General features: G+C 44.7%; 19 protein-coding genes. 1 reads left to right on the top strand and 18 read right to left on the bottom strand.

Features of this window, described 5'->3' with window-relative positions:
* Nucleotides 1-244 precede the first annotated feature (244 nt).
* Nucleotides 245-1,504, top strand: coding sequence for a metal-dependent hydrolase family protein (locus HMPREF9449_RS07955; protein WP_040611726.1), 1,260 nt, complete (start codon nt 245-247; stop codon nt 1,502-1,504).
* Between the two features lie 91 nt (nt 1,505-1,595).
* Here the strand turns inward: HMPREF9449_RS07955 and HMPREF9449_RS07960 are convergent, their stop codons facing one another.
* The 18 genes from HMPREF9449_RS07960 to HMPREF9449_RS08045 form a co-directional block, all read right to left on the bottom strand.
* Nucleotides 1,596-2,711 carry a glycoside hydrolase family 88/105 protein gene (locus tag HMPREF9449_RS07960; protein ID WP_009136743.1) on the bottom strand — a complete coding sequence of 372 codons (1,116 nt, stop codon included), beginning with the start codon at nt 2,709-2,711 and terminating at the stop codon, nt 1,596-1,598.
* Nucleotides 2,712-2,732: 21 nt separating this feature from the next.
* Nucleotides 2,733-4,142, bottom strand: a complete 1,410-nt coding sequence (locus tag HMPREF9449_RS07965) for an alpha-L-fucosidase (protein ID WP_009136744.1) — start codon at nt 4,140-4,142, stop codon at nt 2,733-2,735.
* A 14-nt stretch (nt 4,143-4,156) separates the two neighbouring features.
* Nucleotides 4,157-6,271: a glycoside hydrolase family 2 protein gene (locus HMPREF9449_RS07970; RefSeq protein WP_009136745.1), complete on the bottom strand. Its 2,115-nt coding sequence runs from the start codon at nt 6,269-6,271 to the stop codon at nt 4,157-4,159.
* A 53-nt stretch (nt 6,272-6,324) separates the two neighbouring features.
* On the bottom strand, nt 6,325-7,725 hold the full coding sequence (gene uxaC, locus HMPREF9449_RS07975; protein ID WP_009136746.1) for a glucuronate isomerase: 1,401 nt from the start codon (nt 7,723-7,725) through the stop codon (nt 6,325-6,327).
* Nucleotides 7,726-7,735: 10 nt separating this feature from the next.
* On the bottom strand, nt 7,736-8,917 hold the full coding sequence (gene uxuA / locus HMPREF9449_RS07980; protein ID WP_009136747.1) for a mannonate dehydratase: 1,182 nt from the start codon (nt 8,915-8,917) through the stop codon (nt 7,736-7,738).
* Nucleotides 8,918-8,951: 34 nt separating this feature from the next.
* Complete coding sequence (locus HMPREF9449_RS07985; protein ID WP_009136748.1) at nt 8,952-9,758, bottom strand: SDR family oxidoreductase; 807 nt, start codon at nt 9,756-9,758, stop codon at nt 8,952-8,954.
* 28 nt (nt 9,759-9,786) lie between these two features.
* Entirely contained in the window at nt 9,787-11,082 is a 1,296-nt protein-coding gene (locus HMPREF9449_RS07990; RefSeq protein WP_009136749.1) for a TRAP transporter large permease, read from the bottom strand.
* Between the two features lie 30 nt (nt 11,083-11,112).
* Complete coding sequence (locus HMPREF9449_RS07995) at nt 11,113-11,580, bottom strand: TRAP transporter small permease (RefSeq protein ID WP_009136750.1); 468 nt, start codon at nt 11,578-11,580, stop codon at nt 11,113-11,115.
* The gene (locus HMPREF9449_RS08000; protein ID WP_009136751.1) at nt 11,580-12,599 is read right to left on the bottom strand and encodes a TRAP transporter substrate-binding protein; all 1,020 of its coding nucleotides are present in this window, start codon (nt 12,597-12,599) and stop codon (nt 11,580-11,582) included. The genes HMPREF9449_RS07995 and HMPREF9449_RS08000 overlap by 1 nt, the downstream gene beginning before the upstream one ends.
* Before the next feature lie 2 nt (nt 12,600-12,601).
* A complete protein-coding gene (locus HMPREF9449_RS08005) occupies nt 12,602-13,285 on the bottom strand; it encodes a bifunctional 4-hydroxy-2-oxoglutarate aldolase/2-dehydro-3-deoxy-phosphogluconate aldolase (protein ID WP_009136752.1) in 684 nt (227 codons plus the stop codon).
* 12 nt (nt 13,286-13,297) lie between these two features.
* The gene (locus HMPREF9449_RS08010) at nt 13,298-14,341 is read right to left on the bottom strand and encodes a sugar kinase (RefSeq protein WP_009136753.1); all 1,044 of its coding nucleotides are present in this window, start codon (nt 14,339-14,341) and stop codon (nt 13,298-13,300) included.
* Between the two features lie 56 nt (nt 14,342-14,397).
* Nucleotides 14,398-15,528 (bottom strand): DUF4861 family protein, encoded by a 1,131-nt coding sequence (locus HMPREF9449_RS08015; RefSeq protein ID WP_009136754.1) that lies wholly within the window; start codon nt 15,526-15,528, stop codon nt 14,398-14,400.
* A gap of 24 nt (nt 15,529-15,552) precedes the next feature.
* Nucleotides 15,553-16,341: a gluconate 5-dehydrogenase gene (locus HMPREF9449_RS08020; RefSeq protein ID WP_232211434.1), complete on the bottom strand. Its 789-nt coding sequence runs from the start codon at nt 16,339-16,341 to the stop codon at nt 15,553-15,555.
* Between the two features lie 67 nt (nt 16,342-16,408).
* Nucleotides 16,409-17,251 carry a 5-dehydro-4-deoxy-D-glucuronate isomerase gene (gene kduI, locus HMPREF9449_RS08025; protein ID WP_009136756.1) on the bottom strand — a complete coding sequence of 281 codons (843 nt, stop codon included), beginning with the start codon at nt 17,249-17,251 and terminating at the stop codon, nt 16,409-16,411.
* A gap of 62 nt (nt 17,252-17,313) precedes the next feature.
* Nucleotides 17,314-18,336, bottom strand: coding sequence for a LacI family DNA-binding transcriptional regulator (locus HMPREF9449_RS08030; RefSeq protein WP_009136757.1), 1,023 nt, complete (start codon nt 18,334-18,336; stop codon nt 17,314-17,316).
* A 329-nt stretch (nt 18,337-18,665) separates the two neighbouring features.
* Nucleotides 18,666-20,210: an arylsulfatase gene (locus HMPREF9449_RS08035; protein WP_050810432.1), complete on the bottom strand. Its 1,545-nt coding sequence runs from the start codon at nt 20,208-20,210 to the stop codon at nt 18,666-18,668.
* Between the two features lie 47 nt (nt 20,211-20,257).
* On the bottom strand, nt 20,258-22,111 hold the full coding sequence (locus HMPREF9449_RS08040) for an endonuclease/exonuclease/phosphatase family protein (protein WP_009136760.1): 1,854 nt from the start codon (nt 22,109-22,111) through the stop codon (nt 20,258-20,260).
* Between the two features lie 264 nt (nt 22,112-22,375).
* Entirely contained in the window at nt 22,376-24,538 is a 2,163-nt protein-coding gene (locus tag HMPREF9449_RS08045) for a polysaccharide lyase family 8 super-sandwich domain-containing protein (RefSeq protein WP_009136761.1), read from the bottom strand.
* Nucleotides 24,539-24,584 lie beyond the last annotated feature (46 nt).

A 24,584-nucleotide genomic window follows, 5' to 3' on the forward strand; every position in this document is an offset into this window, starting at 1 on the left:
CAAGAAACGGGATACAACAAAAGAACTTTTTCGGTCGGAAAACGTACAATTTTTTAAAACAAGGTTGTTCAAAAGCACTTTTTTGCCCTCCCTCTTTTTATCCAGGTTTCTACCGAAATCACGAGTAAAGGGAAAAAACAACAAAGGGGAAACCGATACAACAACCTGATATTTAAAACGGAATGTTTTAATTATGAAAAAATCATACATACTTGTTTTATTGGCTTTGTTGCCCTTATGGACAATGGGAAAAGGAATCTTGATAAAGAATGTGGTTATTTTTGACGGGAAAAGTCCTGAAACAATCACTGGAAATATATGGATAGCGGAAAATAAAATCCAGAAAATATCGGCCGAGCCGATAAATGCAGGAGAAGATGTGGAAGTAATCGACGGGCATGGAAAATTCCTGATGCCCGGATTGATTGACGCTCATTGGCACGCTTATTTAGCAGCCAATACAATGGTCGATTTGTTGACGGCTCATGCTTCTTATACCCAATTAAGAGCCGGACAAGAAGCCGGAAAAACTCTTTTGAGGGGATTTACAACGATACGGGATGCCGGAGGACCGGTATTCGGCCTGAAACGGGCCATTGACGAAGGAGTGATAACAGGACCGCGTATTTATCCCAGCGGCGCCATTATCTCGGAAACAGGAGGACATGGAGATTTCAGAATGGTATATGACCTCCCGCAACCTTTCGATTGCTGCGGACTGACCCATACGGAAAAAATCGGAGCGGCATTAATAGCCGACGGAGTAGATGCCGTGACAGTAGCTGCCCGTAACAATCTGCGTCTGGGAGCCAGTCAGATCAAATTAATGGCCGGAGGAGGTGTTTCTTCTTTATACGACCAACTGGAAGATGTACAGTATTTCGAAGACGAATTGCATGCGGCCGTTATGGCCGCCAATGATGCCGGAACTTATGTGATGGTACACGTTTATGTACCCGAGGCAATCCGGCGGGCAATCCAGGCAGGCGTGAAGAGCATAGAACACGGGCAGCTGATAGACGAACCGACAATGAAGCTCATTGCCGAAAAAGGCGTATGGCTGTCTATGCAGCCTTTTATAGGGGAGGGAAACAACCATTATTCCACTCCCGAACAACAAGCAAAGCACGAACTGGTGGTACAGGGTACAGAAAATGCATATACACTGGCCAAAAAATATGGCGTAAAACTGGCCTGGGGTACCGACTTATTGTTTAGCCCGTCCAATGCCCGGAATCAAAATTTGAATATCGAAAAAATGACCCGCTGGTTTTCCAATTACGAAATCCTGAAAATGATTACTCACGACAATGCGGAATTACTGGCCTTATCCGGTCGCCGCAATCCTTACCCCGGTACATTGGGCGTTATCGAAGAAGGAGCTTTGGCAGATCTGATCGTAGTAGACGGGAATGCATTGGAAGACATAAAAGTACTGACCGACCCGGAGAAAAATATGCTATTGATTATGAAAAACGGGAAAGTATACAAAAATAATCTCTAAAACAATCCGACGAATCATTCGACAGCCTTTATAGAGCTTGTGATCCGCCGGATTATTTTATATAACACCTATCTATACTCTTTTTCCCTTATCAACGACACATCTTATACACCTCACAACCGGTCAATAGAAATGCTCCGACCCCGTACACTTCTGTCATTTCCCGGCTCACCTTTTTCGGATCTGCCCCAATAGGCTGCACATATCCCAATTTACCGTCCTCTTCTACAGCTGATACCAAAGCTTGCCAGCCTTTTTCCACTACAGGACGAAATTTTTCACTCGGCAATATACCCTGATTGATTCCATAAGCCAAAGCATATACAAAAAAACCGGTACTACTAGTTTCCGGAGCCGGATAGCTTTCAGGATCCAGCAGACTGGCCCGCCAAAATCCATCTGCCTGTTGTAAAGCGGCAATCCGCTCCGCCATCCGGACAAACAAATCTTCGTAAAAACTTCTGTACTTACTTTTTTGAGGCAGTTGCTCCAATAATTGACAAAGGCCTCCCATTACCCAACCATTCCCCCGTCCCCAAAATACCTTGGCTCCGTTTGCTTCTTGTTGTCCCAGATAACGGCGATCCCGGTAAAACAAATCTTCTTCTTCGTCAAACAATTGTTCATAAGTCGCCTTAAATTCCCGTTCCATAAACCGAATGTATTTTTTATCTCCGGTCATTGCATACAAACGGGCATACACTGCCGGCGCCATAAACAAGGCATCACACCAAGTCCAACGCTCCAAGGTTTCCGGTCGACGGTAATCCAAGTCAAAAGATCCCCGGGAAGGATGAGCAATAACCCAATCGGTTCGGGCCAGAGTAGGCTGAATCATACCCTCTTTACCGTACTTTTTATACATATCCAGGTATAACTGACTTACGGCAATATCGTCGGCATGATACATTCTCCCTCCCGGCTGCCAATAATTACGATTCCCGATCTTTCTCAGCCATTTAAAATAAGTGGTGTCGCCCTTCTCCTCAGCCAACGATGCCCACTGAAACATTCCCAGATACAGAGCTGCATTCGTCCAATCTGTACGCCGGTGTTTTACTTCTTCAAAATGTCCGATCTGCCAATCTGCCACTTGTTTCATTACCCGGGTTACCTCCTCCGGAGTCCAGCCAGCAGAATAACCCTCTCCTCGAAGAGACAAGCTGATTCCGACAAACAGACAAACAATACTGATTCCTTTTTTCATAACTTATATTACCATTTTTAACTACACTTTCGGGGCCACATAATTTCCGACAGAATCCCCCTCTTTTAATTTCAAACGGATCACATACGGGAAACCGTCCTTTACTTCCGGGGCCGGAATCACAAACTCATTTTTCGTACTTTTCTCCGGTTTTAATTCCATCCCTTCCTTTCCCAGCACTACACAATTTTCGATGACAGACCCCGTAGGTAATACTACTTTCAACATTCCGGACACCGGTTGATAGCACACGACCATATATACAAAACCGTTATCCCGATGCCGAGTATAATACCCCCATTTCTGCGGTTTTAAAGGAGCCTGTACACATCCATAAATCGCTTCTCCGTTAAGCTGCATCCATTTCCCCACCTTACGGGCCATTTGCTTTTCTTCCTCCCGAAGACTTCCGTCCCCTTTGGGTCCGAAATTCAACACAAAATTTCCGTTCATAGAAGTTGCCGCTGCCAGCATCTCTATAATTTCTGTAGCACTTTTAATATGTCCCCGCCAATCAGCCTGATAGCCCCACTGATTTTCGGGTATTGTCATGACACATTCCCAATCGTTTTGCGGCGCTTTTTCCGGTAAACTCCGTTCCCAGCCCTGTTCGTAGTCTCCCATCAATTTCCCGTTCGTATCAAAATGCCGGGCTCCTTTTTCATCTACTCTCAGGCGGCTCCCACAAATAATACCGGGATTCAGACGATGCATCAACTGCTCGATATCCCAGGTTATCTTCCCGAATTTCACTACCGATTTATCCCAGGTTCCATCAAACCAAAATCCTTTTACCTCCGGATAGCGGGTCATCAATTCCGTAATCTGTTTATTCATAAAATCACAGTAACGGAAAAAAGCAAGACTATCTTCTACAGTTTCTACGCGGGAACGCCAATCGGGATGATTCCAATCGATAATGGAATAATAGAAATATACATCTATTCCCTCCTGGGTATAAGCATCCACATACTCCTTCAATAAATCACGACCGAAAGGGGTACGACTTACATCATAATCCGTATATTCACTGGGCCACAAACAAAACCCTTCGTGATGTTTGGTAGTGATGACCGAATATTTCACTCCCATCTCTTTTGCAATCCGGGCCCATTCCCGGGCGTCAAATTCAGGCAAAACAAACTGCCGTGTCAGCGCTTCGTAATCCTCGTCGGAAATACGGGCATTGCCCTTTATCCACTCTGCAGCCCCTTCCACATATTTCCCATTCCAATGTCCCCCAGCCAAAGAATACAGTCCGAAATGAATAAACTGCCCGAAACGGTTCTCTCTCCAACGCTGCATAGCGGCATCGGTTCGTTTCCCTTCCCGGCTGGCTCCATATTTCAACGGGATTTGTGCTATAAGCTGCCCGGACACCAGAAGACACAGGCTAAAAAAAACAGCGGATAATACCAATTTACGTCTCATTTTTTTCTATTTAATTAAAACCCCCAATGTTCTGTATTCTTATCCAAAGGAACAGCTTCTCCGGCTTTTCGTTCCCGGGTATAGTTCCACTCAATCTGATCTGTATGTGTTTTATCCCCCTGCTGTACAATCGCCTCCAGGACATTTTTTCCTTTGTTAAGACGGACATTTTCAAAAATAAAATGAACATCGGTATATCCCTGACGGGCAGGAGATTGTCGTATACCGTTCACATATAAATCCGGTCGGCCCACATTGGAATATACCGTCACTTCCGTCTGTTGTTTTTCCCTTTCTTTTAAGCGACGCTGGGTGATATAAACGACAGGTTCTTTACTCCAATTCGCCTTATACCAGTAATAAGCATCCTTCTTTACCTGACGGTCGAAAGTGATTAAACCTTTCATATTGCGGGCTTCCACCCCGCCTCTCTTCCACATCGGCACAGCAAAATCAAACATATTCCACAGATAGGAAGCGATAATATACGGATGCTGGGCGATAATCCCCCATTGATATTCATGCGTTTTTGTCTGAAATGTCTCGGGATAGAACGCTTTGGTCCAGTCCAGCGATTCCTCTATATATTCCGTCTGATGAGCGATATTGGCGTCTGCCCCGTATTCCGTAAGCATCAGCTTATAATCCGGGAAACGGGTTTCCAGATCTTCTATCCACGGCTGAATAGCTTGTATATTTTTCTCATACCACCCGAAATAACGGTTCATTCCCTGTATATCGGCATTTCGATTTACCGGATGTTCCATATGCCCGTATCCGTTTACGGAAACCGTATACCGGTCAGGGTCTTCCGTCTTAGCGACATCGTGCAATTGCCGGGTCAAAGCAGCCGTGTATGCAGTAGGAGCATACACTTCATTGTGTAAACCCCAGACATAAATAGAGGGATGATTAAAACTCTGGCGAATCAGTTCCCTCAGTTGTTCTTTCGCATTCGGCCCTTCCTGTGTACTTACCCGATTCACGAAAGGAATTTCGGCCCAGACAATCAACCCCAAACTATCGCAACGGGAATAAAAGTAATCCGATTGCTGGTAATGGGCCAGACGAATAGTCGTAGCGCCGATGTCCAGGATAGCCGCCAAATCCGCATCGTGTTGTTCGCGCCCTAAAGCACTTCCCAATCCCCACCAATCCTGGTGACGTGTCACTCCATACATGGGGTATTTTTCTCCATTCAGGTAAAATCCTTTCCCGGCGATTATTTCATATTTCCGGAATCCCAGCGGCTGAATCACTTCGTCCCAGATTTGTCCCTCCCGTTTCAAACGGGTTACCACCTTGTATAAATACGGATCCGGACGTCCCTGCCACAAATGAGGTCTCTTTATCCGGAACTGTTGCCTAAACTCCTGTGTTCCCTGAGGGAGTACGATTATTTCTTCTCTCTGTAGCTTACATACCTTTCCTTCAGCATCGTATACGGCATTCTCCAATTCCATCCGGCAAACGGTTCCCAGACGATTCTCTATTTTCACTTTTATTCCCACCTCTGCCTGCCGGGCCGAAACATTTTTCTGAGTAATGTACACTCCAGGGGAAGCATAATCCGTTACAGCAATATGGACTGGTTCCGTTATAACCAACCAAACGGGACGATAAATTCCGCCATATACTCCGAAAAGACTGTGATTGACAGGGATTACATCGGGACGGGAACTATTATCTACCCGGACCAGAATTTCATTTTCCTCTCCGGATTTTAACAAAGCTGTCAGATCAAAAGCACAAGCCGAATAACCGCCCAAGTGATTCCCTGCATACTCCCCGTTTACATATATCTCCGCCACTTGTCCGATTCCCTCAAAACGCAGAAATATGTTCTTTCCTTTCCAATCGGGGGATACAGACAGCCGTTTGCGGTAATAAGCCGGACCGGCGTAAAAATTATTATGTTGCTCCTGCATATCCCGGGCATTCCACGTATGCGGCAACTGCACTTCTTTCCAACCCTTTTCCCAAACAGCCTGCCATTTTACAGGATCTTCCGGAAAGGGACCTCTTTTAAATTGCCAGTTGTCATTAAAGGCCTTTATTGTCCGTCCTTCCGCCTGTACACCGACAGTCACTACAATCCCTAACCAAAATAACAATACCTTTTTCCACATAATTCTGCATTTTATTACTGTTTATATTTCTTCCCGTCTTCTCCTTTCGCTTCTCAGGAATTAAAAAAATATCCTTTTGCATTCCAATAACAGATATTTTCCGTCATCTGCCCGATAAAATCAAAAGCCTCCCGGGGCAATAATCCCTTTTGGATATCGTTTCCCAACATATTACACAAAATACGCCGGAAATATTCATGCCGGGGAAAAGACAAAAAACTACGGGAATCTGTGAGCATACCGACAAAACGACTCAGCAATCCTCCGTTAGAAAGTACATTCAATTGCCGGATTATCCCGTCCAGCTGATCGAGAAACCACCAAGCAGCACCGTACTGCATTTTTCCAATCTCCGATCCGTCGTTAAAATTATAAGCCATTGACATCATGACTTCGGCATCCTTCGGATTCAAATGATAAAGAATCGTACGGGTAAGTTTTCCTGCTGCATCCAGCCGGCCGAAAAACTTAGACAAAGCCTCTGCCATAGGCCGATCAGTTATCGAATCGCATCCGATATCAGCCCCCAACAATTGATACAAACGGATGTTGTTATTCCGGATAGCTCCTATGTGAAATTGTTGTGCCCATCCCATACGGTAATTCTGTACAGCCAAATGGTACAACATCCCCGTCTGAAATATCTCTATTTCTTCTGTAGTCAAATGCTGATTTTTCAAAAGCTTATCGAATAAACATTCCAAAGCGCTTTCGCTGAAATCAGCTCCGGGAAAAGCGTATAAACCGTGATCTGAAAGCCGGCATCCCAGTTGGTGAAAATAGCGCTGCCGCCGGTCAACAGCTTCCAGCAAGTCCGGCCAATGCCGGATTTCCATATCCGCTGCTGCTCCCAACTTTTCCAAATATTGTCGGTAAACAAGACCGTCCTCTACTGCCATAAGTTTATCCGGACGCCAAGCCGGTAACACTTTTACCCCGAAAGGAGTAGTTGCTATCTGACGGTGAAATTCCAGATTGTCGGCAGGATCATCCGTTGTACACACTATTTCGACATTCATCCGCTGTAACAAATGCCTTACCGAAAATTCCTTTTCCTTCAACAATGCATTACAGCGACGGTAAATCGCTTCCCCGTTCTCTTTTGTCAGTAACTCCTCTATTCCGAAATAACGCTTTAACTCCAACTGACTCCAATGGTACAGAGGATTCCGCATCGCATAAGGCAATGTCTCTGCCCATTTCATAAATTTTGCCAAATCCTCCCCCTTGCCTGTAACATACTCTTCCTCTATTCCATTGGCCCGCATCAAACGCCATTTGTAATGGTCGCTACCCAGCCATAATTCCGTTATGGAAGAAAATTGACGGTCCTCCGCAATATACTGCGGATTCAAATGATTATGGTAATCAATAATCGGTAAAGCAGTTGCATGCTTTTGAAAAAGCTCTTCCGCAAACTCATTTTCAAGTAAAAAATGCTCGTCTATAAACATAATCTCCTTATTACAGATATCCAAGTGTACGGGCTATGCCCCATTCCAAGCCTCTTATTTCCGCTAAACCTCTCAGGCGACCGATGGCAGAATACCCCGGATAAGTCTTTTTCTTTAAATCATCCAGCATCTGATGTCCGTGGTCGGGACGCATAGGCAAACCTTCTTTCCGCCGGTTCATCACCTCAACCAAGTTCCGGACAATAGCATACATATCAATACTACCTTCCAAATGATAAGCCTCGTAAAAATTTCCCCACTCATCGCGCTGCGTACTCCTTAAGTGTACAAAATAAATCCGATCTCCCAACTCTTTTGCCATAACCGGCAAATCATTGTCTGCCCGCACACTGAAAGAACCGGTGCAAAAGCACAAACCATTCGACCGATTGGGCACGGCCTCTACCAAACGTTCAAAATCAGCCCGGGTACTTAAAATCCGGGGCAATCCCAATAACTTATAAGGAGGATCATCGGGATGAATGGCTAAACGTATCCCTACTTCGTCAGCTACAGGAGCTACCTCCTCTAAAAATCCGATCAGATTCTGCCGCAATTGTTCTTCCCCTATATTTTTATACAAAGCCAATCCTTCGCGGATAGCTTCCTCCGTAAAACTTTCATCCGCTCCCGGCAATCCCATCAATATACTCTCCATCAACACCTGTTTTTCCTTTTCCGTCATTTGAGCATACCGGATTTTCGCCCGTTCTACCTCTTCCGGCGTATAATCCCGTTCTGCATTCTCCCGCTTCAACATATACAGGTCAAAAGCCACAAAAGCAGCCCTTTCAAACCGGAGCGCCCGGGAACCATCCTCTGTTTCATATACGACAGAGGTACGGGTCCAATCCAAAACAGGCATAAAATTATAAGTCACTACTTTTATCCCACATTCTGCCAGGTTACGGATACTTTGTTTGTAATTTTCGATATGCTTTTCATAACCGGATGCCCGTGTTTTGATCTCCTCGCTGACCGGTAAACTCTCTACGACAGTCCAATGTAAACCGGCTGTCGCTATCATTTCTTTCCGTTTCCGGATTTCCTCTACCGGCCACGCTTCTCCCGGAACAATATGATGAAGGGCACTCACAACACCCGTTGCTCCTGCCTGACGTATATCTGCCAAACTGACTATATCATTCGGTCCATACCACCGAAAACTCTGCTCAAATCGATAAGTATTCATTTTCCATTTAATAATTTTAAAAAATCTTACTCTCTCAGACTCCGCTGAATATACTGAATCCCCCATCTACCGGTAATATAGTTCCCGTCATAAAAGAGGAATCATCGCTTGCCAAAAAGACAACCGCTCCGTTCAGTTCTTCCGCTTTTCCCAACCGCCCGAAAGGAGTAGCCCGGATGACGTCTTTTGCCCTTTCTGAATAAGAACCATCCGGTTGAGTCATCAAAGTCCTGTTTTGTTCTGTAATAAAAAAACCGGGAGCAATTGCATTGACCCGGATACCTTCTCCGAATTTCCGGGCAAACTCTACAGCCACCCATTTGGTAAAATTATCGATACCGGCTTTGGCCGACGAATAACCGACCACCCGGGTGACAACCGATTGCGCGGTCATGGAAGAAATATTGATAATAGATCCTTTCTTCTGCCGGGCCATCTGAGCTCCAAAAACCAATGTCGGAATAACAGTTCCCTTTAAGTTGAGGTCGAATACTTGCTGATAAGCATCTATATCCATATCCAAGATCGTCTGCCCGGGAGCAATCGTCGCCCCTGTCTTATTACCTCCCGCTGCATTAATCAGAATATCCACCCGCCCCCATAACTGCACAACTGCCGCACAAACCCGTTCTACTTCAGCCTTGTTTAAAACATCCGCTTTCCCAAAATAAGCCTCCGTCCCCAAAGCCTTCAATTCTTCCACTAATTTTTCTCCTTTTTCTGCCTGCCTTCCCAAAATAACAATCTTGGCTCCCTGACGGGCCAGACAACGGGCCATAGAGGACCCCAGCACCCCATAACCACCCGTTATAACAGCAATCCGGTCTTTTACATCAAACATCATCTTCTTTTTTTATAAACCGATTCCCCTAGAAACCAAATACATGAGGTATCCATAAGCTAATCTGAGGAATATAAGTAACCAACATTAAAACAATAAACATAGCCACAAATATCGGTACCAGTGGCTTCAATACATTTTCAATCCGGACTTTTGCCACACTACATCCGATAAACAATACCGAACCGACCGGAGGGGTACACAATCCAACGCTCAAGTTAACCACCATCATCACCCCGAAATGAATCGGATCCATTCCAAACTGAGTGACAATCGGTAAAAATATCGGTGTAAATATCAAAATAGCAGGTGTCATATCCATAAACATCCCCACTACTAACAAAAGTAAATTGATAATCAACAGGATAATTATCGGGTTATGACTTAATTCCAACAACCCGTGACTCACTGTCTGGGGAATATTTTCATACGACATAATCCACGACAAGCCGGTACAAGTCGCCACCAACAATAATACAATAGCCGTCGTCTTTACCGACAACAGCAGTATTTCCGGCAAATCTTTCCATTTTATTTGCCTATAGATAAACGATAAGATTAAAGCGTACAATACAGCTATAGCCGATGCTTCCGTAGCCGTGAATATACCGGCAATAATCCCACCGATTACAATGACCAGCATAAATAAGCTTGGAATAGCTTCTGCGAAGACTTTTAAGGCTTGCCGGAAAGGTACTTTCTGACCTACGGGATACTTTTTCCGATAAGCCACCCAGCCAGCCACCAACATAATGGCAATGCCTGTCAATATTCCGGGAAGATATCCGGCCAAAAACAAAGCCGAAATAGAAGCTCCCCCACTCGCCAAAGAATAAACGATCAACACATTACTGGGAGGAATGGACAATCCCGTGGTAGCAGAAGAAATATTAACCGCAGCACTGAAATTTTCATCGTAACCGGCCTTCTTCATTTCTTTCCCCATAATACTCCCGATAGCTGAAGCTGAAGCGGCTGCCGAACCGGAAATAGCCCCGAACAACATATTAGCCATTACCGTTACAAAAGCCAGTCCCCCCGGCAAAGGCCCCACCAAAACTTTCGCAAAATTTACCAGCCTCAAAGCAATCCCTCCGCTATTCATAATATTCCCCGCCAATACAAAAAACGGGATTGCCAACAACGTAAAACTATCCAGGCCGGAAGCCATCGTCATGGCATAAGTCGTAAAAGCCGGCAAGGAATCGATACTCACCAGCATGGTCAATATCCCCGAGATTCCAATACTATAAGCTACCGGAACTCCTATTCCCAATAATAAGAAAAAACTTATTACTAATACTAAAATACCTGTAATATCCATAATTTCCAAAACCAAAAGGACACACCCCTCTTAACGGCCCCTGCTATATTTCACTAAATTATCTATTTCATAATACAGGATCAACCCTCCGCTCAAAGGCAAAACCGCATAGACATACCCCATATTTAACTCTAATGAAGCAGAGGTAACTTCCAATATAAACCGGGTATACATCAACCAGGCTCCTCCGACGACCATTACAGTCAAAGCAAACAAAAGCGTAAATACAGAAATCAGCATTTCCAATACCCTGCGGGTCTTTGCCCCCGATTTATGCAAAAGGATATCGATAGCCAGGTGTTCTTTCTGTCCGCTGACATAAGCCGCCCCTAACAATCCCACCCAGATCAGTAAATAACCGGCACATTCGTCCGTATAAGAACTGGGATTAATCAATACATAACGGCTGAAAACCTGCCACAGTACATCCAACACCAATACAGCCATCAGAAAAACCAACAGATTTCCCAATATTTTATCAATTGTCTTCCGAAGCATTATTTCTTATTTTCTGTTTGTAACACAACTGTATCCGAGATCGCATCGATCCGTTGAATCATCCGGTAAACCCGTTCATTGTCCCGGAACATTTCCCGCATAGAAGCTACTTTTTCTACAAAAGGTTTTTTATCCGGGAAATAGATTTCTACCCCATTTTTACGGGCCGTCTCCAAGGCTTCCTTCTCCTGCCGGGCCCACAACTCCCGTTGATAAACCACGGCTTCTCCCACGGCCTGCCTCAACCACTGCTGTTCCTGCCGACTCAATTTATCCCACACCACTTTACTGATAATCAAAACGTCCGGTAACATCGTATGCTCGTTAACAGTAAAATATTTAGATATCTCGTGATGATGAGAAGTCACAAAAGAAGGCAGATTATTTTCAGCACCGTCCACCACTCCACTCTGTAAAGCCGTATACAATTCCGGCCAGGAAATAGGAGTAGCCGATCCGCCAAAAGCTTGCATCATGGCCACAGCAACCGGACTCTTCATGACCCGGATTTTCATCCCTCTCAAATCTTCCGGCTGCAAAACCGGTTTTTTCATCGTATAAAAACTCCGGGCCCCCGCATCAAAATAACCCAATCCCCGGAAAAGATATTTCTCGGTACTGGTCTGCAATTCCTTTCCGACCTCCCCTTCCAGTACCCGGAAAAGATGAGCTTTGGATCTGAAAATATAAGGGATACCGAATACTTTATACTCTTCTACAAATCCTTCCAAAGAAGCTGTAGAAACTTTGGCCATCGCCAGACTTCCAATCTGTACCAGCTCAATATTCTGGGTTTCAGAACCCAATTGCGCACCGGGATAGATATCCACCCGCATCTTTCCTCCGGAAATTTCCAGCAACCGATCGGCCATATACACCATTCCTTTATGCAGAGAATGGGTCTGATCCAAACCATGGGCCAGTTTCAACACCCGGACTTTTGCTCCGCCGGAAGTGCAAGCAGCGAATACGATTGCACAGACAACAATTCCGATACAACTAACACACCTGAGTTTCATTGTTATTTTTTTAGCTGAGTTCTCACCTTCCGCAAAATAGCATAACAATTCTGGACAAAAACGGTTAATTCCTCCCAATTACCGGACTGAATGTTAGATTTCGGAAACAAGTTTGAGCCCATCCCGACGCAAGTCACACCGGCTTTAAACCAGGCTTCCAGATTTTCCTCCGTCGGTTCGACCCCACCCGTCGGCATAATACTGGTCCAGGGACAAGGTCCCTTAATAGCCTTGACAAAAGCAGGTCCCCCGACAGCCGCCCCCGGAAATATTTTCACAATTTCGGCACCCAGTTCTTCCGCCCTACCGATCTCACTCAACGAACCGCACCCGGGACTCCACAACACTTTCCGACGGTTACACACCTTCGCTATCTCTTCATTTAACAAGGGAGATACGACAAAATTAGTTCCCAACTGCAGATATAAAGCCGCCGTTGCCGCATCCACAACCGAGCCTACACCCAAAATCATTTCCGGCAATTCCTGTGTTGCCCATTTATTCAACTCCCCGAACAACTCGTGGGCAAAATCCCCCCGGTTGGTAAATTCAAAAACCCGGGCTCCTGCTGCATAAGCGACCCGTATTACTTCCTTACAGACCTGAATATCTGCATGATAAAATACCGGAATAATTCCACATTCCGACATTTTTAAAGCCACTTCTATTCTCGTAAATCTTGCCATTTGCCTTATTGTTTACCGGGCTACTCTCCCGGAAGTATCTCCCTGCATCAATTTCTCTACTTCTTCCACCGTCACCCGGTTAAAATCTCCGTAAATCGTATGTTTCAAACAAGAAGCTGCCACAGCATACTCCAATGCCCGCTGATCTTCTCCGGTATAAGTCAGCAAACCGTATATCAAGCCTCCCATAAAGGCATCTCCCCCTCCGACCCGGTCTACAATATGCGTAATATCATACCGACTGGAAACATAGAGTTTTTCACCATCGTAAAGCACCCCTCCCCAAGTATTATGATTGGCGTTTACCGATCCCCTCAGGGTAATAACGATCTTTTGGGCTCGGGGAAAACGTGCTTTCAATTGTTTACATACCGACTCAAATTCAGCAGCATTGACTTCGCCTGCCGTAGCCGTAGCGTCAAATCCTTCCGGCTTTATGCCGAATACTTTCTCGGCATCCTCTTCATTCCCCAAAATCACATCGCAACCGTCCACTAAAGCAGGCATAACTTCAGCAGCTTTTTTTCCGTATTTCCATAAATTCTTGCGGTAATTCAAATCGCAGGAAACCGTCAACCCCATCTTCCGGGCCATTTGTATCGCTTCCAGGCAAGCCTCTGCCGCTCCCTGCGACAAAGCCGGAGTAATACCGGTCCAATGAAACCAACTCGCCCCGTCAAACACCTTTTCCCAATCCACCATCCCCCGGCCGATCTCAGATATTGCAGAATGCGCCCTGTCGTATATCACTTTACTTCCCCGGGCTACTGCTCCTGTTTCCAGAAAATAAATCCCCATCCGTTCTCCGCCGAACAAAATATGAGTGGTTCCGACGCCGAACTTCCGTAAATCCATGACGCAAGCTTTCGCAATATCGTTCTCCGGTAAACGGGTTACAAACTCCACCGGTATCCCATAGTTGGCCAACGATACCGCAACATTGGCTTCTCCCCCGCCAAACGTAGCCGTATATTCTTCCGTTTGCGTAAACCGCAAATACCCGGGAGTAGCCAGCCGTAACATGATCTCACCAAAAGTAATTACTTTATTATTCATTTTTATCTCTTTTCTTCTGTATTAAAACAATTGCTTTAGTCGTCTGTTTTCTACTCCTATTCCATACTTACCTGTAAAGGATGAAGCCTTTTTTCTCTCTCTTGTTCCAGCATTTTAAGCCAGCTTTCAGGAGATTCCACTCCTCCCTTACTCCAACCGGATCCCATGTAATATACAAAAGATTCCCCGACCGGATAATCTACCCGTCCGAGTAAATGTCCTCCCCTCTCCACAATTTCCTTTGCCGGCTGCAAAAAAATAACTCCGACAGCCAAGTGACCGTTATTATCTCCGTTATCATTGTTCTGAGGTTCCCAATACCCCATCAGTCCTTTCTCCGCTTCCTTCCATATCTGTCCGGGCTCGGGACGGACAACAATTCCGGCAACAACCTCCAGGCTATCTTTTATCCCGGTATACCGCTCTTCTATCCGGTTAAACCGACTATTGGCATCCAAAGCGATCGTACGGGTTTCCGTTATCTCTTCCTTTCCTACCTGAAAAGGAGCATAGTCCAAGCGGAAACTAATCCGAATCGGCCCATTATCTAACGTCTGCTGATGGATATAATTATTTCCCAGCACAATTTTCCCGTCCCGATAGGGAGCCAAGGCTCCTGCTCCCAATGTACGACCGACTTTATAACAATCCATCCCCTTTCCACGATCCTTGTGGTAATCACCGGTCCTGTACCATTCGTCAATTAACAATTCACCGGTCTTTTTCACCCATACGTCAATACCATTACTGATCTCTCCTGTCGCTTCCAAAGCAGGTCCGTACATGCGATGTCCCACTAAATTATTCTCCCAGGCATAATCGTCCATACGCTCCGGTACAAAACGTCCGTAAGCTTCCGGCCTATAGGCTTGCGGATGTCCCAAAACAAGCCGGTAAACGGCTTCCGCATCTGAGGGAACATCGGTTTGAAAAATCAGAGACTGAGGCTGTTTTTCTCCCTTGAAAAGAACCTGCGAAGGGATTTCCTCTCCCGCAGCATTCAAAACGAGAATAGTCGAATCCGTCACCCCTTTCAATTTTTTTTGCAACTCCGCCCACCCGATTTCAACTGTTTCCTTTTGCCGGTCCCAAGAGAGAGGATTCCGTACGGTCACCCGAACCTCCAATTTCTCCCCACAGCCTATTGCCAAACAAAACAACAAAGCTCCTACGATACATTTATTCATAACTTAACGATTTACGCATTTTACTTAATCTTCATTGGCAGCCTTTCCCAAAGAAGCCAAAATTCCCCCGTCCACATACACAACCTGTCCCGTCACGAAATCCGAAGCCGGAGAAGCCAGAAAAATAGCCGTACCTGCCAAATCCTCCGGATTTCCCCACCTTCCGGCAGGAGTACGCTTCAGAATAAATTCATGGAAAGGATGCCCGTTTACCCGAATCGGTGCCGTCTGAGAGGTAGCAAAATACCCCGGTCCTATACCATTCACCTGTATGTGATAACGCGCCCATTCCGTAGCCAGATTCCTGGTCAACATTTTCAATCCCCCTTTTGCAGCAGCATAAGCACTCACCGTATCTCTTCCCACCTCACTCATCATAGAGCACATATTAATAATTTTTCCACCTCCTCTTTCTTTCATACCTTTCGCGACGATTTTAGACATTAAGAAAGGTCCCGTCAAGTCGGTACAAATCACTTGCTGCCAATCCGTCAAAGACATTTCCAAAGCCGGTATCCGTTTGATAATTCCGGCATTATTGACCAAGATATCAATGGGCCCGACTTCTCTCTCTATCTTAGAAACATATTCCGTTACCTGTTGTTCATTCGTTACATCAAATAGATAAGCATGAGCGTGAATCCCCTGCTTGGCATATTCCTTTACTGCCTCCGCCAATTTTTCGGCAGAAGACGCTCCGTTAATAACCAAAGTAGCCCCAGCCTGAGCCAAAGCCGTAGCCACAGCCATTCCCAGCCCGTGCGAACTACCAGTTACCAATGCAACCTTACCGCTTAGATTGAACAATTCCAAACCTTTCATTCTCTTTTATTTTAAACAGATTTGATTACAACTCTTTCCCTTGCTTTACAGCAATTTTCTATTTTAAATCCTGAGGAGCTGCCATATCCATATCTCCGTAATCCAGATTTTCTCCGGCCATCCCCCAAATAAAAGTATAATTTGAGGTAGCACAGGCTGAATGAATCGACCATACTGGCGAAATGACAGCTTCTTCATTTTTCATCCAAATGTGACGCGTTTCCTTCGGTTCTCCCATAAAATGACAAACCGCTTGTTTTTCCGGAACTTCAAAATAAAAATAAGCTTCCATACGACGATCGTGAGTATGGGCTGGCATGGTATTCCACACACTTCCCGGTTTCAATTCCGTCATGCCCATCTGCAACTGGCAGGTAGGCAATACCTGACTCACTATTAATTTATTAATTATCCGATGATTACTTTCTTCCAGACCTCCCATCTCCACTACTACCGCTTCAGCTTTCGTAATCTTACGGTCTGGATAAGTCGTATGCGCCGGAGCCGAATTAAAATAAAAACGAGCCGGACAGGTGCTGTCTTCACTCCCAAAAACGACCTTTCGGTCCCCTTTTCCCACATACAAAGCCTCCTTATACCCCAACTCAAATCTTTCTCCATCCACCATTACCCATCCAGTTCCTCCCACATTAATAATCCCCAACTCCCTCCTGTGCAAAAAATAAGAGGCTTTCAGCGGATCTATCGGTTTCAATTCCAATTCTTCCTCCACAGGAACAGCTCCCCCTACAATCAAACGATCGTACATACTGTATACCAACTGAATACGATCCGGTCGCATCAGGTTTTCAATCAAAAATTCCCGACGCAAACGATCGGTATCATAAGCCTTCGCATCCTGGGGATGCGAAGCATAACGGACTTCATAATTTATTTCCATGATTCTATTTAAATTTTCAAGATTATCGATTGCATTTACCGTCAACCTCTGAACATTTTATATTATGACGTTATCATTCCGGAAGATTCGCGTACAATCAACTCCGGATCCAGGATGATATTCACCCAAGATTCCCCGTTCAAACGATCGAGTAACATACGGGCGGCTTGTTGGCCCATCTTTTTACTAAACTGATCGACAGAGCTTAAAGAAGGTCGCAACAGTTCATCGAAGGGCTCGTTAGCAAACCCGCATATTGCCATTTCTTCCGGTATCCTTACTCCATTTTTCAAAAACTCCAACATAGCTCCCAAAGCAACAAAATCGCTGGTACAAAACAAAGCATCCGGCCTATTTTTCATTCTCAGAATCTTACGAGCTGTAGCCTCTCCTTCTTCCCGGGTTATATTTCCCACAAAAACCCACTCCTTTTCCGGCTCTATACCGTATTCCTTCAAGGCATCCACATACCCTTTATATCGGTTTCTCCAAACAGAAACATGCTGAAACCCGGCATAATGAAAAATACGTCTCTTTCCCTGTGCACACAAATGCTTTACCACCCGGTAAGCTCCCCGGTAATCGTCCACGGTAACCGTACCGGCATTGATCCCTTCCGCTACCCGATCGAAAAGCACCAAAGGTATTCCATATTCTTCCAAACTATTAAAATGAGCATAATCCCGTGTACCGGCAGCAATAGAAGCAATGACACCATCTACTTTTCCCTGCGACAAAGAACCGATCACTTTCTTCTCCTTCTCGTACTGATCCTGCGATTGGCAAATCAAAACATCATATCCCATCTTATTTACTTCCTCCTCTATACCTTCTATCGCAGAAGCAAAAAAATTCCGGTTGATATTCGGTACAATTACCCCTATCGTATTACATTTTCCCCGCTTCAAATTCACAGCCATCGTATTCGGCTTATAATTCATCTCCTTAGCCGTCTTCTTGACCAATGCCTTCATCTCGGTACTGATCGCCGGATGATCCTGCAAAGCCCGGGATACCGTCGAACCGGAAATGTTCAATACCCTGGCAATATCATAAATCGATACTTTCTTCCGTTTTAATTCCATTCGTCTATGCAATCGGTTGCACAAATATACATTTTTTTTGAAAAAATACAAAAACAGAACAAATTATTAAAAATAAGTGGTAAGATAAAGCACTACGCCCTCTTTATGTTTTCACAATCCCTTCTACAACATTTGGATAATTTCTCTCATTCTTCTTGTGAAAATTCAATTCATTTGGAGATAACCTCATTAGTTGATAAAAGAGAATAAGTGCCGCCTGCAACATAAGCCCGGTATCTTAAAATCTCAACTTTCAGCAGTTTTCTGTATAGAAATAGGCCGAGTGAAAAAATGCTCTCTTATCTACATTTTATAAAATAAACCATATCCTAGCGACTGTCTTTTTTCCAATCTCTCAATTTTTCTTTTTTCGACCGCTTATCCTGAGGATAGTTTGGGCTATATAAATGCGTGCGTTGAAGTTTCTGCAATTGCCCCTCTTTTACAAACTCCTCTCCTCTTTCCTCTAAATGTACGACCATACGGTTTCTCCAGATTTCCAATAGTTTACTATATTTTTTCTGTCCGGACAGATCTGTTCTTTCCTGAGGATCGTTAGTCAAATCAAACAATTGTTCTTCCCCCGTATGGAAAAACCAGATATATTTCATTTTCCCATCTGTCAAAGCACACCAGTAATTATCAGCCCGATAACAAGTGGCATGTTCCAAGTCGATATACTCTCTCCATTGGGGCTGTTTTTCCTGTAATAATGATAATAAAGAAGCCCCATCCATATCCTCCGGGATTTCTGCTCCGGCAGCATCCAGAAAAGTCGGTAGTACATCCCTCAGTTCCACCACATAGGATAAATGCTCTCCCTGCTTTCTCTCGTTCTGCATCCAGGAAGGCAAACGCAACAAAAAAGGGATATGAGAAGATCCTTCGTACGCATAAGTTTTTCGCCAATGGTGATGATCCCCCAGCATATCTCCGTGATCCGATACAAAACAAATGACAGCGTCTTCATATAGGCCTTCCTCTTTCAACGCCTGTATCACTCTTCCTATCTGATCGTCGATAAAAGTAATCGCCGCATAATAATGCCTCCTTGAATCCACAGCATGCTCTACGCCGAAATCTCCGAAAGCAGCATCCGCTTTTTGCGGTTCCCCGGCAAATTTCCCAGCCCATTCCCCGATAACCGGTTCCGGGATTTTCACATCCCGATACATATCCAAGTAACGCTGAGGCGGATCGTACGGACTGTGTGGACGGGCAAAGGACACTTTTAGAAATAAAGGTTTATCTGATTTATAATGATGAATAAATTCCACGGCCATTTCTCCAGTCCACCAAGTCGGATGTAATTTTTCATCCAGCGGATAAACACCTCCCGTATGATCGTTCCAGCCGATACCGAGTGCATCCGGATTTTTACCGGGGGCATTCAACTTAAACCAGTCGCGGTAATCACTGACGAACCCATTTTGTTCCACACGCCCGCTTTCGTCAACCAATGTCCCATGAAAACCATGTAAAGTTTTTTGAGGAAACCAATGCATTTTACCTATACCAAATGTATAGTATCCCCTTTCCCGCAACAACCGGGGCATTTCGTAGCGATAACGCTCCGCTACCACTCCATACCCCATCATACCATGATGCCAGGGCGACAAACCCGTCAATAAAGCTGCCCGGGCCGGCGTACTACTAGGAGTGGTCGAATAACCTTTATCGAAACAGATACCTTCCCGGGCAAGAGCATCCAAATTGGGTGTCTTTATAAACGACTGCTGAATCCCGAGACAATCCCCTCGCTGCTGGTCGGTCATAATCAGAATAATATGCGGTTTCTTCACCTGTTGAGCCGTAACCGCAGCTGTCCCCATCAAAAAAGAAGCACTTAACCATAACGAATTCTTTATATCCATCATAAGGACTTAACTTTAAAATGCAAAAAAATATTCCTCGTTTTCTCTCAAAAAGTTAATTTCAGCAATTCTTTTCCTTCTGCATTTTTAACCGTTAAGGTCATTTTATTCCCCCGCTTTTCCAGAACCATAACAGTCGCATTTTTCAAAGAATACCCTCCTCCGATCACTACCGGGAAGGCATGTTCTTTATCGGCCGGATGATAGGCAAACCGATGGGTATGCGCATTGACCGCCACCTGAAAAGGCGCTTTACCAACCAAATCACCCCACAATTCCCGACAAGGCTGATAACGATCGGTATTTCCAAAAACCGGAATATGATGAATGAGTACTCTTTTAGCAGCCTTTTTGAAAGCTTTGGAATTTAATTCTTCCTTTAAAAAACCGATCTGATCCTGCCGCAGCTGACTGAAATCATTCAGTCCATAGTATACCCAGGTGGTATCCGGCTTATCTTCCCCACAATCCAACATGACAAAACGGGTATCTCCCCAGTTAAAAGCTCCGTAAGTCTTATCCCCTACGTAATCAAATAGTTCCCTCAACTGAATGGAATAAGCGTTCCGGATTTCATGATTTCCTCTCAGGTAAAATACCGGCACTCTATTTCCTCCGACTTTATCGTTAAAATAAGACAAATACCGGACAGCCTGTTCTTCATTAGCCGGATCGTCAATACAATCTCCATTGAAAAATACAAAATCGTATTTTACATCTCTTACTCCGGCATACAGAGAATCCATAGTCTGTGCATGTTTGTGTACATCATTGAATATCAAAGCTGTAAAATCCTTCTCATTTTCTCCGGGGAGCGTAAAAGAGAAAAAGCCGGTACAGGCTGTTTCACCAAACACCTTACTATAAGCTTTATAAGACAATATTTCTTGGGAACATACCCGATAATAATAGGTCTTACCCGCTTCCAACGGACTCAGACGAATCTTATGGATATAATTATTGGCTATGACCTGCCCGTCCACCAAGGTATGCACTCGTTTTAAATTCAAGGTATCCGTACCAAATTCCACCCAACTGTAAACGGGTACATTCGTCAGCCAACTGACTGTAATGCCTTGCCCCGTTGGATTCTGTAAATAAGGACGGGTCCGGAAGATGTCATCCTTGGAAACTCCCAGCCGGATATCGGCATATACCGGACGGTGGTCAGAAACGACAGACTCTTCCACGACCTTGCTCTGTACTCCAGCATAAGCAGGTACTTCCCCTCCTTTTATCCCCCATATATAATCCAAACATTCTGTCGGCAGATCGGCTGGGAAAGTCATCTTTTTCAGATCGGTCAAAGGCCGGAATTTTTGCTTTAATCCCTGAATCACAGGAGAATCCGGAAGGGCATTTAAATCTCCGGCTAAAAATACCGGCTTCTCATATTTTTCGACAGCCTGTATAAGTATCGGCAAACTGGCTAAACGGTCGGCTTCCGTTAAAGAAAAATGGGTGACACAAAAAACATACTTTTCAAATTCAGCAATCAATAAAACTCTTTTTTCTCCCTGGCCCGGAAGCGGCAAAGTATACCAATTTAAAGGCTTTTCCCGGGACAAAATACCGACTCCGTATTTCCCGCCCTGATAAGGAATCGCCTCTCCAAAAATCGGGCGCATCAGGGTATATTCTCCTAAAATTTGCATCATATCCTGTTTCCCGGAACGTTCTGTAACACTGTCCACTTCCTGAAGAGCCACTATATCCGGATTTACCTCCAGAATAACGGCCGCGATCCGCTCTAAATCCCTCCGTCCATCCAATCCCATACCATTGTGGATATTGTAACTCATTATTCTCAAATCTTGTCCTGTTCTTACGGGAGAGGATTGGGCAATTACTGAACATACCCAAAAGAGCATTAAACTCATGCCGGCCAGTTTCAATTTCATCTTTTTTTATTTATTTGTTTTATTCTTATAATCGACTGTACAAATATGCAAAAAATGTTCAAAAGTGTAAATGTTCAAAAAATCTTTTACGAAACAGCTCCTTTTCTTGTGAAGAATCGAACACCTGATGTATTAGTCCAAATAAATGTTCCCGATTCATTTTACAAACCTCTTCCAAAGTTTATGCTGACAGCTAATTCCCGGATAAACATAAATCAGTCCTCCAAACTACCCTCCTCCTTCAAACATTTAAACGCTCCTTCTTTAAGGCCTGCATTTCCTCAGTATACAGGCCACCTCTTTCCCGTATCTTTCAACTACATTTATGCAAACAAAAGTTTTTTCTTCTTCCGAATCATAGCGACTGCCTTCCCCTTCCCACTTACCGGACAAACTCAATCGGATTTGCTTTTGAGATTGTGTCGGATCGCATATCCTGAATTGATATTTTCTTCCCGTTTTCCGGCACATTAGGAGGCAAGCCTCCTCCGCAGTCAAAGTGACTCCCGGCTCGAATTCCACAGCACCTGCCGCAAAAAAGGCAACCTGCCACTTTTTACCTGATTTAATAAAATGCACACTTTCTTCACACCGGTAAAACTTCTCCGGCAAAGTTCTCACTACTCTCTTCCAGCTTTTTTCCGTTACTCCCGGCACAAGCATATAGCTGTATTGCCCCCCTTTCTCCGGATGTTCCAATCCTAGACGAAACACCTCTTTTTCAATTCCTGTCGTATCGTAAAAAGCAGCAACTCTTTTCCAATTCCCTTTTTGTATTCCCCCCGCATAACTCAAATTTTTCTTTTCCGGAAAAATATACACGATTCCATCGTGATAATAGGCTATCCCCTGGCCGGAAAGTAAATTCAAAGAATCTATTTTTCCCCTCCGCAGGCATTGGGCCACAGAAGTCATTATTTTTCCGTTCCCTTTTATCCCGCTCCCTAAACAAATAATAGTCTTCCCTGTAAAAGAATAAGTTTTATAAGCCTGTAAAGTATCTTTCTCTATTTCCAAAGCCATCATCCCCGTCCTACCGTCGGAAATTCCACCCACAAAATCTCCTGTATTCTGAAATATACCCCATCGCCTTTCTTGCCCAAAGGGTCCCCCTCCGATGGGACAACTTACCCCCGGAATCCTTTGCCAATCCCATACCGGAAAGATATCGCGAAACTCATCGCCCCGGATATAACAAAAAAGAGCCCCCTCTCCTAAATAATCCCCCCTCAGGTTTTCACTATTCACAATTTCTCCGCCAATGACCCGGGTAGAACTCATCTTTACAGTAGCAGACCACTTTTTACTCCGGAACACCCCATAATCGGAATAAGGAAAAAAACGGCATCCTATTTTTCCACGACCCGGCTTTCTCCCTTGCAGATGAACGCTATAAAATTGTTCGTATTGTTTCCGGTAAGCCGGATCAGCCAGCATCATATTCCGGACCGCTTTTCCCAAAGCCAAGGCTTTCCCCCGCTGAGTACCCTCAAATAATTGACGCCCACAGGCACTGATATCCATATATCCCCTCCAAACAACCCATTGTAACCCTTCGAGCAAATAAGACCGCAAGACCTCTATCTGTCCGGGACTCAAAGCATATTCCGTATCCTGAAATACCCAAGCCCAATGAGCCATCGTATGGATAAAAGCCAAACCGTAGTTTCCGAATTGCAATTGGGAACCGTGTTGCTGAAAACTCCTATCCGGTTTTATCCCTTCTCCTTCCGGCTGAATCTTCAACTCCCGCACTATTTCTTCCCGGGCTTGTATAAAAAGAAGTGTATCGTTCTGCAGCAAAGCCCGGACCAACACATTTTCAGCCAACCATACCCGGTTTTGCCCCGTACGGCCCAATCGGGCATTTCCCATATAAGCGATGGCTTTTCCCCTTTCCTCCTCATCCATTTCCGATTCCATCAACAAAAAAACACCTCCCAGCATCTTGGGCACACCAATCTCGTTATACCACCAATTCCGGCAACGAAAATTTCCCCGGAACCAATAAGCCAGTGCTTGCTTTATCTTTTCTCTGACGTCCTTTTTTCCATAATAAGCCGAAACCGGATTCCGATAAGCTTTTGCCAGACACAACAAACGTTCGGCGTGAAAAGAAGGCTGCCAACCACTACGACTGCTATCGTCATAAAAGATGTCCGGCCAATTCCCTTCCGGATTTAACGTACTCAAATAAGAATACACTTCTTCCTCCTCGCTTCCTTCTTTCAGCTCCCGGATCATTATATCGGGATTTCTGCTCCCCCTGTTAAATTGCTTAATTTCTGCCCGCAATTCCGGAGCATTGTTCAACACCCGGAAATAAGACTCACAAAGACGCCGCTTTACGGCCTCCATCCCTGCTGTCCCTGCCATTCCATTTAAGTAAAGGCATATCATAAATCCGATTACACTCAGCCTCTTCATCTGTTGGGGATTAAATTTATTTCAGTACCTCCGATCTCTATCACTT

It is taken from the genome of Odoribacter laneus YIT 12061, from assembly GCF_000243215.1.
In the GTDB taxonomy this organism is placed as follows: Bacteria; Bacteroidota; Bacteroidia; order Bacteroidales; family Marinifilaceae; genus Culturomica; species Culturomica lanea.